This is a genomic window from Chromobacterium haemolyticum, assembly GCF_009936155.1.
GTDB classification, from domain to species: domain Bacteria; phylum Pseudomonadota; class Gammaproteobacteria; order Burkholderiales; family Chromobacteriaceae; genus Chromobacterium; species Chromobacterium haemolyticum.
Genome location: NZ_AP019312.1, coordinates 1644554 through 1659235 on the forward strand (window position 1 = coordinate 1644554; position 14682 = coordinate 1659235).

The following is a 14682-nucleotide window of genomic DNA, read 5'->3' on the forward strand; positions in this document are numbered from 1 at the left end:
GATTTTCTTTACAATTCAAAAGATTAGAAATAGAAAGAATTCGATTTTAAACATGCCGAACTGAATCGCCCCCGCTTTCCTAGATACCTCGCGAGCCTCACACTAGGCCCTACAAGGAGGTGTCATGAGCAGGCAGCGTTTCCCCGAAGAGTTCAAGATCGAAGCCGTCAAACAGGTCACTGAGCGCGGCTACCCCGTCGCTGAAGTTGCCTACCGTCTCGGCGCATCTGCCCACAGCCTGTATCGATGGCTGAAACGCTACGACCCCAAGCGTGCCAAGCCGGCCGAATCAGCGGACCAGCAAGCCGAAATCCGTCGTCTTAAGGCAGAGCTGAAACGGGTCAGCAGCGCGACATCCTAAAAAAGGCCGCCGCATACTTTGCCAAGGAGTCCGGGTAAGGTATGCCTTCATCCGGGCCTACGAGCAGCAGTTTCCAATCCGACGACTGTGTCGTGTCATGTCTGTGCATCCCAGTGGCTACTACGCCTGGAGAGCGTCTCCGCATTCACTCCGCGCCCGCGAAGACCAGCGTTTGCTGGGGCAAATCAAACAAGCCTGGCTAGAAGTGGCGGTGTCTATGGCTACCGCAAGGTGTATGACGACCTGCAGGCTCAAGGAGAGCACTGCGGCAAACATCGTGAGGCACGGCTAATGAAGCAGGAGGGCTTGCGTTCGCAGACGGGCTACCACCGACGCTCTGGACATTACAGTGGCCGTCCGGCAGTGGTAGTGCCGAACCATCTGCAGCGCCAGTTCACCGTGGATGCGCCGAATAAAGCCTGGGTGACCGACATCACGTATATCCGCACGCATGAAGGGTGGCTGTACTTGGCGGTGGTGTTCGACCTGTTCTCGCGGCAGGTTATTGGCTGGTCGATGCATAGGGCGCTGGTGCTGAATGCCTTGTTGATGGCGGTATGGCGACGCCAGCCAAAGCAGGAGGTACTGGTGCATTCCGACCAGGGGAGTCAGTTCAGTAGTTACGACTGGCAGGACTTTCTGAAGGCCCATCGCTTGGTGCTCAGCATGAGTCGGCGTGGGAACTGCCACGACAATGCAGTGGCGGAGAGTTTCTGCCAGTTGATGAAGCGGGAACGCATCAAGCGAACAACCTATCACGACAGGGAGGGAGCCCGACGAGACATCTTCGATTACATTGAGATGTTCTACAACCCGAAGCGCCGGCATGGTTCCGCAAATGGGCTATCACCGGTCGAGTTTGAGAAGCAATATTTCCAACGGCTCAAGAGTGTCTAGAGAAGCCGGGGTGATTCACCTGCGCTTGCGCGCTGTTTTGATGAAGATTCGCACCTTTATCAAAACCGGTAACCCCACCTTCCGGCAAGGCCTGACGGTCATATCAAGTCTGAATTTCTACAGATCGGTTTCTACAACAACCGGCGTCTCCGTCTAGCATTGGGATCAAAACACCAATCAGGATTTACCTGACCTGTGCGGAAAAATGTTAGGGGCATCAGACGCAAAAAAAGTTATTTATTATTACCTAAGAGAGTGGCGGAGGTTCAAATTCTGATATTTTAATTAGCTCCTCTATTATTGAGCTCAGCTCAATATCAGTATTAGCATCCCAGTGTGGACGGCTTTTTATTTCGTCATAAAATTTTGATAACTTTTCACTCAAATCGGACTGGCCAAGAACCTTAAACCCACCCAATAGCTTGTGAGTCCACTTAACAAGCAATGCCATGTCTTTTTTATGGATAATTTCGTCAATTTTCTCCAGCTCAGATTTTATTTCTATGCGTAAAATGCGTAAATATTTTTCCGGGATATTGGGCGTGAGCTCCTCGTTATTCCTATATGGGTGGTGGCTCTTTTTTTTATCATGTGAAAAATGATTCTCAATTATATTATGCAAGTCCTCTAGCTCAACTGGCTTCATGAGGTAATCCGTAAATTCGGCGCCCTCATTTCTAGCAGTTTTATCAGGTTTTGCACTCGCACTAATTGCAAAAACTGGCATTGCAGGCCTAATGGTTTTTATTTTTCTTGTTAATTCATATCCGTCCATAACAGGCATATCAATGTCTGTAAAAACGGCATTATAATAACCTTTTTTCAGCTCAATTAAAGCCTCTTTCCCATTTTCTACGCCTATGGCGTGGATGCCCAAGTGTTTTAGCTGATCTATCAATAACTCTCTATTCAGTTTGTTATCTTCGGCGATAAGTATATTTATGTTGGAGTGCAAATGTTCACTGGGCACATCTTCCTGTTTTATGTTTGAAGTTTCATTTTTCAAGTTCTCTATCGCTTGCTTTATTGATCTAGGATCATACAAATTAGCTTCTGAGATATTGTCTTTTATTTTTCTAGATTTGAGTGCGCCATCTTTTTTTATGTATATAATTTTTGCACATTGATCTATAAGATGCTGAATGTCCTGCAGTTCAAATTCATCTGTGACAAAGATGTAGTCAAACTGAGATATGTTTCTTATCTCATTCAGTTCACTTGAAACGACAATGGAATGATCCGTTGAGACAATTAAATTCATCAACCATTCTTTATTTTCTCTTGCCCTGCAAATAATAAGAGGGCGTTCTAGATGGATTCCCCATTTTTCACCTGATACTGTATTACCTTTTTGCTCTAAAGGAATCTTTATTTCTACGCGAGTGCCTACACCTTCAGTGCTCTCTATCTTGATTTGTCCATCCATAAGCAAACATAGCCGATGACATATCGACAAGCCTAACCCAGTTCCTTGAGTACTGCTTAAGTTATTGGCCTGAGTAAATGGTTTGAATAAATTGCCTTTGATTGATTCTGGCATTCCCATGCCCGAATCTGTAATGGATATGCAAAGAATTGAGTTTTCCCAACTCGCGTTCATGGCTACTTTCCCTGAACTGGTAAACTTGAATGAGTTGCTGAGAATGTTATTTATGATTTGAGAAAGACGAATCGGATCAAAAAGCGTTAATTCTGGAATATTTCTATCAATAAATATATAAAAATTTACCCCCTTCTGGATTGCCATTGCGGAATAAATTAATGCGGTTTGCTTAAAAATTCTAGTGAGAGAGGTCCATTCCTTATGGATTTTCATCTCGCCAAGATCCATTTTTGAGAAATCTAATACGTCATTGACTATTCTTAACAGATTTTGCGCTGACGAATGCATGGCATGTATTCTATTTTCTTGTTTCCCTACATAGCCTTCTTTTGTAATTAATTCTATGTTTCCAACGAGTGAAGCCAAAGGAGTCCGGATCTCATGGCTCATTGCAGCAAAAAAATTAATCTTTGCTTTTGCGGCTTGTTCACTTGTTTTACGCGCTTCTTCTAATATGCTTTTTGCTTCATAGTGTTGGGTGACATCGTTAATTGCACAAAAATATACATCGGTTTGCTCTAAAATTGCAGGCGAGTATATTACCTCCAAATAAATCATTTTATGAGATAGCGGGTCATTAAATGAGTACTGAAAGTGTCCTATTTGCTCGATGGGGCTTCCACCTTGGTGCTGCATTTGAGATTGCTCGAATAGCTCTCGAAATTTAATTGGCAGTATGTGGCCTGTCTCATTTTTAAGAACGAGACTACTTGCCACTTGATTAGAAAATATTAAGTTTAGTGATGGTCTTTCTAATACACATAGGCCAACAGGAATGGTATGAACCAAAAAGTGATTTAACATGTCCATTTCAAGGGCTTGCGCCGCTCTTGTATATGCTGGCTTTAAGTAGTTCTTGCTCCAGTACTTGAATACACAAAGCAGGAATATTACTAAGCTAAGTGTTATTAGAAAAATAATTGCTACGTCGCGCCATATTTTATCAAAGAGTTCCCAATATGAAATAGAAACAATAAATCGGCCAAACCCCGGAACGACTTGTGAGCTTAAGGATGCCCACCCATAGTCCCTTATCCAGTAGTATCTATTTGGTCTTAATGGAGCCAGATTTTCTTGTAATTTAGCAGCGGTGGCTAAAGAGAGGTCGCTATCCACAATTTTGCCCGTATAGTCTGTCAGCGCTATGCTGATGTTGCGAGGCAATGGAGAGGCGACATTATGAATTTCGTTAATTGAAATGGACGTTATCGCTAATACTTTAGGAACCTTTTTTTCTTTAATTATGGCAATCCCTAAAATAGTTTTTCGGTTTATTCCAGTAATAGAAGGAGGGGAAATCCATGCAATTTTTCCTCCTGTCTGCATGGTTGTGTCAGAATTCTTTGCGTATGCATATAAATTCTGAGCTAGTAGCTTGGTCGGAATTTTGGAAGTGATTTCATTTATATTATTGTTTTTTTGAAAGGAAGAGTTTATGTAGGCTGACTTGCCATCTAAAGACAGAATAAGAAGTGGTAATTGTGCATTGGGTAGAGAAATTCTCTCTATTATCTCATTGCAAACATTTTCCAATCTTTCATTTTGCGACAAAGATGGCGATAGGAGTTGACATTTTGACCCAGCGTACCTGCTTGATAAGTTTAATGTGGTATCCGGAGCGGTAGCTTGAAATAGGAGATCAAACGCCACCATCGACATTTGTCTATACTCAATAAATTCCTTAATGCCCGAATAGGCAATTCTAAGTGAGTTATTTTCCCACTCTAGTTGCTTATTTATCCTGCCGGCAATAGTAATGGATGCGGTAATGATTGCAGTGGCAATCATTAAAAGAACAATGATTCCAAAAGTTCTTTTTTCACGCTGAAAGCTAGAATTTAACTCTTTTATTGTCTGGTGTGACGGTGGGTTGTCGTACTTCATTGGATTAATCCGTTTTCCTTGGCGTAAGCAATTAGCTCTACGTTATTATCTATTTGAAGTTTATGCATGGCCGATTGCTTTTGTGTACCTATCGTCCCAACTGCTCGATTTAACATTCTAGCGATTTCTACCAAAGAAATGCCTTGACAATAAAGCCTTACAACTTCTAATTCTTTCGCGCTTAACTTATTTTTCTGGTTCAAAACTTTGCTGTTCCTTGCTTGCTTTCTAACTAATTCATTAAGTTTGGGAGATAGAACTGTTTTTTTAGAAGAAATAGCGGTCTTGCATACATTTATTAAGGTATCTAGCTCTTCAGATTTTCCAACAACGCCCGCAACCTGAGTTTTTATTAAATAATTAATTATTCCGCTGCTATTTATCATGGTAAAAATAACAATTGGAGTGGTTGGGAATTTTCTTTTTATGCGGTCGATTAATCTCAACCCATCTTCGCTGCCATCTTCAGATGGCATGGAAAAATCAGTGATGATCATATTGCAATTGATGCTTTCAAGACCTTTTAATAGTTCGTTGCCCGAATTTGCGGTTAAGCAGACTTCAAACTCTTGTGTGGAATTGAACGCATCTATCATTGCGGATAATACTACAGGGTGATCATCCGCCACCGCCAACTTCCATTTAGTATTATTCGCTTTCATGAGCAAGCTCGCTTCCATAGCTTTAAAATTGTATTTAATTTTTTATTGAATCAAGAGCTAGTCATAGCTGTATACGGCTGACCAGGATCGATACAGTAAGTATTGCAAAGTATAACCATAGTTAGTTTCATTTTAGCTGCTCACTCAGTGTGTTTCCCTTTTTTGATCATAGACAAAATTATTAATTGTGACAAAGTACGTGTATTTTAAATTGTTCATATGGTGGTTCAGGCTGGCTTAGATGGATGCGTTTGGTATTAGGTGGGTGTCTTCCTGCGTACCAAGGTGTACTAATGCGATGAAACACAAGTGGCACACAAGCGTGGGAAAAGAATCCTGGAGGGCACATCCGGGCGTCATACATTCATACTTATTATGTATTGCAAATGGCATAAGCTTCTTCATTCACATCCCGATCAATCCTGCAAGACTTGATTTTGCAATCAGGTTCTGCCGCCAGCACCTACGTTTACTCTTTTTACATTTTTTGAATAATCATATTCCATGCAAATCCCATTATGAAAATGTTGTTTGACCCCTGTGGGCGTGTCCAGACGGAAGTGGTAGCCATAGGAAAGCGATACCAGCAGGAAGATCAACAGCCCCAACAATGCGCGAATCAATCTGTTCACTGCGGATGCGTAGCACAACAAGATCGTCACTAGCTCTACCGCCGTTAGGTTGATCATATAACCCCATTTGGAAGCTTCAATGTCGTCAGGCATGACGATGCTGATCATCACAAAAAACAGAAAAGCCGTGCATAGGTTTGAAACAAATGTGCTGGTTTCACGCAGGGTTTTCCTCTGTTGCTCTGTCAAGGTTTCCATTTTTGCTCCCGTTCAAGCTAGTCGGCGCCAAATCTCAGGGTCTCACCTCATTCAGGCGTCTGCGCTAAATTTTCGCTAACGCAAGCAAAGCAGCTTACATCACATGCGGTGTAGTTAGCTGCACTCAGCGGGATGCAACAAGAGTCCTGGTACCGCGAGAAGCATGGACGTATATGTCAAGCGCTAGCATGCGCGCGTGCTCTGCTTACCGCGTGCCATGCGCTTCTGCTCGCAGCAATCACAATAGTACAAACAATCAGAATCGAAATTTTTCTATATCAAACATATTGATTTGTAATGAAAATTTGCCTGCCGCCTCCTAGGCAGGGCTTTGCATTGCCTTGATCTACGGGATGAGCTGTTGCTTTCTTCAATCTCGCTTTAGCCAGAGGAAATTTACAAGGCAGCCAGAAGTAGAGACAGCGCGGCATTCTTACGATAAATGCATTGCGGAGTACTAAATGAACAAGATTTACCGAGTGATATGGAGTGCAGTCAGCCAGCAGTGGGTGACAGTTTCTGAACTGGCCACCGCTCGCGGAAAATCCGGTGGTCGATCAGCCGTCGTGGCGGGCATGCTAATGCTGCCTATTCTCGCGATGGCGCAGGACTTTACACTGGGGAGCTTCGACCCGCACACCAACGACCACCAGGTTGGGGCCGTTGTTGTCAATGGAGGAGCTACCGCCAACCTTACAGGTTCACTAGGAACAGTCCTCAGCGGGAGCAATGGGGATCATACGTATACGACTTTACAGGCACTGATTGATGAAGGAAAGGTTAGTGGCGCGCTCGATGCTATCGGAGCGATGCGCCTTAGTACCTTTGCGCCAGATTTGAACATCACCGTTGAGGACCCGGCGACAGGTAGCAAACGCACGGTGACAGTGATCGACAATAAGAAAATTACCGAACTCACTCCTGTTCTTGGAAACCAGTTGATTTCGCTTGGTCTATCGAATGTCGCGCAGTACGTTGATCTGCGGTTAGGCACTGTGGACAGTACCGGTGGTACGCTGAATATTGATCTAGCCAACGGCCCTACCAGTAAGACTCTAGTCGCAAAGCAGACCGCGCTAGTCCTCGCAGATGGACATGGTCAGACTGCCAGCAATGTCAATTGGAGTTCGAAGAATACATTTAACTTCGATGCTGGTCAGGTAGCAGATGCACCTGAAGGTCAATTTGCGGTTACTCTGGTTGCGAAGTTTCCAACGGGCGGCACACTCACCGCGTACGATGGGTCACAGTTTCAGATGCAGAGCATTACGGATCTGAAGGCATACAACTCGTGGCTCATTGCCGAACTCGAGGCAGGACGCCTGGATCAGGCGCAATACACAAATGAGTTTTACAAATCTTTTACTAAGACGACCGAATATATCAAGTACGAATTGCCCCCGGGTTCCGCCACTGGTGAAATTACTGAAGATCGAGGTCTTGTCAATGTGATTCGAGCAAGTGGGGCCAATGCCACTGGTACTTTGGCGTCGAGCGGCGCACTTACAGTAGACCGGGGCGGGGGGAGCCTTGGAGGCATTATGCGGGCAGACCAAGGGGGAAATATCGTCAATAACGGTACAATTTCTCTAGTCCGGACCACCGGGGGGCAATATGACGGGAATGCTTTTGTTGTTAGTGATGAAGGGAGCCAGGGTATTAACAATGGCACCATCAACACTGGTTTTACGCTCAATAATGATGGTGGTATTGCTGCGGTCAGCATCTCCTACGCTGTGGGCGCTCGAACGTCAAATAATGCGAGGTTCGAAAACGGTTCTGAGGGGGTCATCAACGTCGCAGTAAATACGCGTGGAGATGGTGGTCTGACCGAAGGTCTCCGGGCTGACTCCAAGGCGAATGCATCAAACAGCGGTGCAATCAATGTGGGGGTCAATGGAACTACGGATAATCTGTATGGTGTAGTCGGAGCGAGAGTCTTAGGCGGAGCGGTATTTGTCAATGAGCAAGATGGGCTCATCTATATAGGCCGTGGTCCTCAAACCCATATTGCAGATGAAACTTCCGATGTCGCGTTGACTACAGCAGCGAATGGCGTTGTCGCAGGTATCTCCGTGGAGAACGACGGTTTTGCTGAGAACATTGGGGAGATTGTTATTGGAACGCAGACTCAGCGCGGGACTGCCATGCGGTCCATGGGTACGGGCAACCGAGGCTCCTTGACCAACAGTGGCACCATCGAGATTCTGGGTGCCATGCAGAGCGCTGCACCGGCTGAGAACATCGGGATGGCCGCAATCAACGCGATGAACGTGACTAACACCGGAACGATCAATGTAGGCAAGGCTGGTGAACTCGTCGTTAATTCCATCGCGATGAAGGCTTATGATCCTGGCGGCGGAGCGAGTAGGATCATTTCGACCGGGCAGGTCAACATGAATGGCGATGCTGCGCTTGATCGTCGCAACTATGGTGCTTGGGCTCAGGGTGATAAAGCAGAAATCGCTCTCAACGGCGGCTCTGTCAATCTCAACGGCGACGGTGCGATAGGGGTGCACGCACGCGAGGCTGGCAAGATAGTGGTCGACGGCGGGACGGTTAACTTCTCGCAAGGCGAAAGTCAAATCGGATTCTTCGCGTATGGCACGAACGCCAACGGCAAGGCCTCCACTATTGACATCAAGTCCTCGCCAGCCACCGGCCTGGAAGTTTCCACGGCTGGTTCGACGCTGTTTCGTATTGAGGATGGAGCCAAGATCATCAATTCTGTGGGAGCTAGGCTGATCGCCTCAGGTGAGCGTTCGACTGCGCTACAGGTGACGGGTGTGGGCTCAACGATCAATCTGGATGGTGCGGATATCACCGTATCGGGCGAAGGTGCTACGGCTCTAAAGCTTGAAGGCGGCGCGGCAGGACAGATGAGTGGGGCGGCTAGGCTTGTGCTGAAGGATGGGAGTACCGCCGTAGTTGTGGATAACACCAAGCACGATCTTACTGGAAAGGCGGTAGGTGCGGCTCAGTCTATCTTCACTAACTACGCCAACGTGGAAGTCACTAACGCCACGGATGTAACGGCCTTCGTGGTCAGGAACGGTGGGCAACTGATCAATGCGGGCGACATTCATCTGTCGCATGGCACTGCCATCGAAGTGGTGGGCAAGGGCTCGACGGTGGTAGCCGGAGCCAAGGCAGGCAAGATCACTGTGGATGATGGCGTGGCGGGTATCCATGTGCATGGGGGCGCTTCTCTTAGCACGGCTGACACCATCACGGTAGATGGTGGCGCTTCCGGCATTCTGGTGGGGGCGGACGCCGGGAGTGTTGTGGTAACCGAAGGCGCGAGCATCACGGGCTTGGGGGCGGGTTACGGCAACCTGATCACTAATAAGGCAACGGCGGCGACTACCCTGGTGGATGGCGCGGTGCTGGAGATGCGGGGGTCGGGTGCGGCGCTGTTGACCGAGAATAACCTCGATGAGACCTCGCACGGCACTATCGTCGTAAGCAGCCTGCGCGGAGGCAAGGGCATTGCTTTGTCCATCGAGGATGGTGGTGTGACCAATGGCAGCCTGACGGTGGGCGATGCTTGGAAGATAGACGTGACGGGCAACGGCGCAGGGGTATACGCCAACACCACGGGCGACCTGATGGTCAACAGTCAGTCGCTGACTCTGTCAGGAGACGGCGGCAATGCCATCAGGATTGATGCGGCCAAGCAGGTCACGGTGGGGGCCGGTGCGCGTTTGTCGACCGAGAACGCGAACGCGGTGCTGATTGAGGGTAATCCTCAGACGCTGCGCAACAATGGGCAGATCGCCGCGGCCTCGGCCAGCGCGGTGGCGGTAGCGCTTGACGACCAGGGTCATACCTTTATCAACGGTGGTACGGGTAAGGTTACCGGCATCGTATCACTGGGCAATGGCCGCAATGCGGCTACCTTGGAGGCGGGATCTCAGTTGGAGGGCACGCTGTTGGGTGGTAGTGGTGATGATACTGTCACGGTAGAGGGCGACGCTAAGTTTACGCAGGTAGATGGGGGCGCTGAGGGAGACAATCTGCTGGTTTTCGATGGTGCGCACTACTCCTACGCTGATGCAGATGCGATCCACAACTTCGACCGTGTGCAACTGACTGGTAACTCGACAGTGGCTCTTGAGCGCGCTCTGACTGTTGCCAAGGATGGCTCGGACAACGCGGCGGTGGAGATCTATGCAGGCAGCACGCTGGCAGTAGTCACGGGCGAGGCGTTTGTACTAAACAATCCGTTGTCGGGCAAGGGAACGGTGAGCACTTCTACTGGTGGTCAGAGGTTCGATTTTGGCGCGGCTAATGGGACAAGCTTAGGAGCAGACTTCTCGGGCAAGCTGTCTGTGGGGCATAGCACCTTTGATTTGTCAGGTACCAACACTAGGGCATTGGGCAGCGCGACTTTGGAAGCGGGCCAGGACAGCCTGATTTCCGTCGGGGACGGTACCCAGCAAATTGGTGGCTTGGCCTTCGCGGGTGGCACAGTAGTATTCAATGCCAGTATACCGGAACAGACCGTGGCCAGCAGTGTGATCAAGGTTGATGTGCTCGACGCGAGTGGAGAGGGTCAGATTAGAGTTACGGTGCCGGCACCGTATGTCCCGAGTGTGCCGGATACGCCAAACACCGCTAATCTGCTGGAGCAGGATGATGGCATGATTGGCGTTAAGTTAGTCGAAGCACAGTCCATCATCGGTTCGGGAGGTGGGCTGGAGTTGCAGGATCAGAATGGTCAGAAGATCAGCGACAAACGTGAGGTGGATATTAGCCAGGGCAGTGAAATTGTGGCTAAGGGGACTTACGATTTCCGACTGACCTCGGCGCCTGGCGATGGCCTGTACGTGAATTATGGTCTGACTGAAATGGATCTGCAGGCGGGCAAGACGCTCTCGTTGGCTCAGGACCATGACAAGAAGGGTGCCGCAGCAGACATGAGTGCGAAGCTGACTGGTGAGGGCAATCTGGCTATCGATGCGGGCAACGGTACGCTCTCGGTGTCCAACACGCGAAATGACTACGCTGGTGAAACTACCGTGCGTAGCGGTACGCTCAGGTTGGATGCGGACGGTGCGTTAGGACAGACCAGTGCGCTGTACATTTCCGACAATGCAACGACCAACTTGAACGGTCGCACTCAGACCATTGGCTTGCTTAATAGCCACGCTGGCTCGACCTTGGACGTCAATAACGGCACGCTGACCATCGCCAATGGCGGCCTCTCAGCAGGAAGTCTCACGGGCGCTGGCCAGATAAACGTGGCTGGTGGTTTGCTCGAAGTGCAGGGTGCTAATGCGGACCTGTCATCCAGAACGAACATTGCCCAGAGCGCCACGGTGCAGATAAACGATACGCTAGGCCTTGGCACGGGCGTGATTGCCAACGACGGTACGCTGGACCTCAACGGTGCCACTGGCGCGCTGACTAATGTGATCAGCGGTCGAGGTGCAGTGAACCTGATCAGTGGCGCCAACGTGAGCGTTACCGGTGATAACAGCGTCTTCTCGGGGCAGTTTGCGACGGCGGAGAGCGCCTCTCTGACAGTGGCCGAGGCCAAACATCTGGGCGAAGCCAAGTTAGTTAATGAGGGCCAGCTAGTGGTGGATACCGCCACCGACTGGATCCTGGCCAACACGGTTTCCGGCAACGGAGATCTGATCAAGCAGGGTGCTGGTACGCTCACCGCGGGTGATGCTCTGACCTATGCCGGCAAAACAGCTATCAACGCAGGCGCGGTGATCGTGGGTGACGTGAGCCAGCCCAACATTAACTTGGGTGGTGTCGGTGCCGGAGAAGTGGCAGTGAAGCAAGGTGCAATCCTTGCGGGCCAGGGCACTGTTCAGGGGGTGGTGAGCAATGCCGGTACAATCAGTGCATTGAATACACTGCTGGGTTATGAGACGGCAGCAGCGAGTACTTTTACTTTGGCTGGAGGTCTGATCAATAGCGGCATCATCAATTTGGCCGGTGGTCAAGTGGGTAACCGTTTGCTGGTAAAGAGCGACTACGTGGGCCAGAACGGCACGGTGGTGCTGAACACCTATATGGGCGACGACAGCTCGGCAACAGACAAACTGATCTTTGATGGTGGCGCGGTTACGGGTAACACCAACTTGGTGTTCAAGCATGCGGGCGGCGATGGCGCACAAACGCAACAAGGCATCCGCGTGGTGGAAACGCAAAACGGCGCGACGACGACCGCGGAGGCATTTGTGCTGGACGCGCGTTCGGATGGTTACCGCCAAGGCGTGGGCACGCTGGCACATGGCGCTTATGACTACCGTTTGGCGCGTGGCGGCAACGGTGGCGAGACCGAGGATTGGTATCTGGTGTCGGCCATAGCGCCTACTAACCCGCCACCGCCAGAAGAAAAGATCGGGCCGCCGGAAGCGGAGCTTGCGCCGCGGCAGCCGCCTAGCGTGAGCGAACCGGTCTATCGTCCAGAAGTGGGCGGCTATCTGGCCAACCGCCAGGCTGCACTGAACAGGCAAGTGCATACGCTGCGCGAACGCCAGGCGCAAGCGCCGGGTGTGGGCGGTAACGGTGGCGAGCCGAGCAATAACAGCTGGTTCCGCATAGCGGGCTCGCAAACCGATTGGGATGCCAATGGTCTGACGGGCAATGGCACGGAGCAAGTGGTGCACTTTGGCAGCGATGTTGCCCGTTTCAGCGCTGGCGCGAATGGCAAAGTCCACCTGGGTGTGATGGGTCAGTACTCGCGTCATACCGGCTCGGTGGACAATGGCTGGTTGAGCGCCAGCCACAAGGCGGATGGCGTCAGCGGCGGCGTCTATGGCACGTGGTATGGTCATCAAGACGAGCTCTCGGGTCCGTACATTGACACCTGGCTGATGTATGGCCGGTTCAATAACCAGGTTCAGGGCCAGGGTCTGAGCGGGGAAAGCTACCACTCGCAGGTGTTCACCGGTTCGGTGGAAGGGGGTTACTCCTTCAAGATCGACGAGCGCCCGGGGGCGCAGGTTTATCTGCAGCCGCAGGTACAACTGATCTACTCGGATTACCGGGCGGATGATCATAAAGAATCGACCGGCACGATGATTTCTGGCCAATCGATGGGCACGGTTCTGGCGCGGCTGGGTGTGAGGTTGCAAGGAGACTTCCAGAATGAGGCGAAGCAAACGCGGATGCGTCCGTTTGCGGAGCTGAACTGGTGGTACAACAACCGTGGCTCGCAAGGGATGAATTTCGATGCTCAGCAGGTGAGCCTGGATCTGCCATCGCAATACGGCGAATTCAAGGTGGGCTTGCAGGGCAACCTGTCGAAGCGGCTGGAAGTCTGGGGCAGCGCGGGGGTGAAGACGGACATGTCTTCGTTCACGAAGGGCAGCCTGCAGGGCGGTGTGAAATACAACTGGTAAGGTAGTTTGCCAAATCAACCCGGGGTTCGCCCCGGGTTTTTTATTGGGTAGTCGTTTATGTTAGAAATATCTAAAAAAGACTATGGTTTTATTTAAATATCTCGTTTAAGTTATGCTCACAAAGCGTCGCGCTTGTGCGATGTGAAGTTCCTTAAAATATTCAGGCGGCTAGAATTGGTGGCCGAAATAAATCTCACTCGTATGTTGAAGGTTTTGCAATGTCGATACAAGTCGATTTAAAACACGGCAAGCTGAATGGCACTAATGTGTCATTGTGTTTTAAAAATATGTTTGCTCAGGTTCAGGTTTTTCAAGATGGGAATTTTGTAGGAAAAGAAACGTCAGGCAAGAAATTTTTTGCAAAACATAAATATAAATACCACGTAGTAGGAGGCGACGGAGAAATAGTTGTTATTGAACTTGTAACCTCTTCTTTCTATGACCTTATTCCCAGCGTAAGAGTAGATGGAGAGAGTATAACTGTAGTGCCAAAGTTGAAGTGGTATCAGGTGTTTTTTATAATGATTCCATTTGTTTTTATTGTAGCAGGGGGGGCTTGGGGTGGCCTTGCTGGGGGAGGGGGGTTTTACGTTAATAGGTGGATTATGCGAAGTGGTATGAAAGGAGTGGGCAAGTATATCGCTGCGCTAGGAGGGTGTTTTATGACGGGGGTTCTGTATATATTGCTTGCTTCGGCGTTTGTCACCGTCATGCATATGAATGGAGTAGATGTTGACAAATATATGAAATAGTTTTTTGATGAAAATCTCTTTGTGCAGGAGAGCTAGGGATTGAAAGAGGACTTAATGCCGCTCTGTTTGGAGAGAGGGAAGAAAGCCTTCTCAGAATCTGCACAACAGTGCCACCCAAGAAGCGCAGGGTATAGTTCTACATATTTAATTAACCGGAACTATCTAATAATTTTTATTGTGGTGTGCATTAAGCGGCAGATATAACGCAACTCAGATATCGACATGATGGGGCCGCTAACTCTCTTGAATATCAGTTTTTTGAATGTTGTTTTATTATGCATGTCGGTTGATAGTGCACGCCCGTAGCATCTTTGCCCACCTAATAAGTG

5 protein-coding genes and 1 pseudogene are annotated in these 14682 nt (G+C 49.2%); 3 read left to right on the forward strand and 3 right to left on the reverse strand.

The annotated features are described in order from the left end of the window. Positions 1-124: 124 nt before the first annotated feature. Positions 125-1258: pseudogene (locus GYH29_RS07635) on the forward strand (IS3 family transposase). 247 nt (positions 1259-1505) lie between these two features. Here GYH29_RS07635 and GYH29_RS07640 read toward each other — a convergent pair. From GYH29_RS07640 to GYH29_RS07650, 3 genes are all read right to left on the reverse strand, one after another. Continuing rightward, the gene (locus GYH29_RS07640; RefSeq protein ID WP_161523458.1) at positions 1506-4745 is read right to left on the reverse strand and encodes an ATP-binding protein; all 3240 of its coding nucleotides are present in this window, start codon (positions 4743-4745) and stop codon (positions 1506-1508) included. Then, complete coding sequence (locus GYH29_RS07645; RefSeq protein ID WP_161523459.1) at positions 4742-5407, reverse strand: response regulator transcription factor; 666 nt, start codon at positions 5405-5407, stop codon at positions 4742-4744. Before GYH29_RS07645 ends, GYH29_RS07640 begins: the two co-directional genes overlap by 4 nt. A 443-nt stretch (positions 5408-5850) precedes the next feature. Then, a complete protein-coding gene (locus GYH29_RS07650) occupies positions 5851-6237 on the reverse strand; it encodes a hypothetical protein (RefSeq protein ID WP_114155265.1) in 387 nt (128 codons plus the stop codon). Between the two features lie 461 nt (positions 6238-6698). Here GYH29_RS07650 and GYH29_RS07655 point away from each other — a divergent pair, with 461 nt between their 5' ends. Further along, complete coding sequence (locus GYH29_RS07655; RefSeq protein ID WP_161523460.1) at positions 6699-13601, forward strand: autotransporter outer membrane beta-barrel domain-containing protein; 6903 nt, start codon at positions 6699-6701, stop codon at positions 13599-13601. Between the two features lie 218 nt (positions 13602-13819). Beyond that, positions 13820-14353: a hypothetical protein gene (locus tag GYH29_RS07660; protein ID WP_161523461.1), complete on the forward strand. Its 534-nt coding sequence runs from the start codon at positions 13820-13822 to the stop codon at positions 14351-14353. Positions 14354-14682 lie beyond the last annotated feature (329 nt).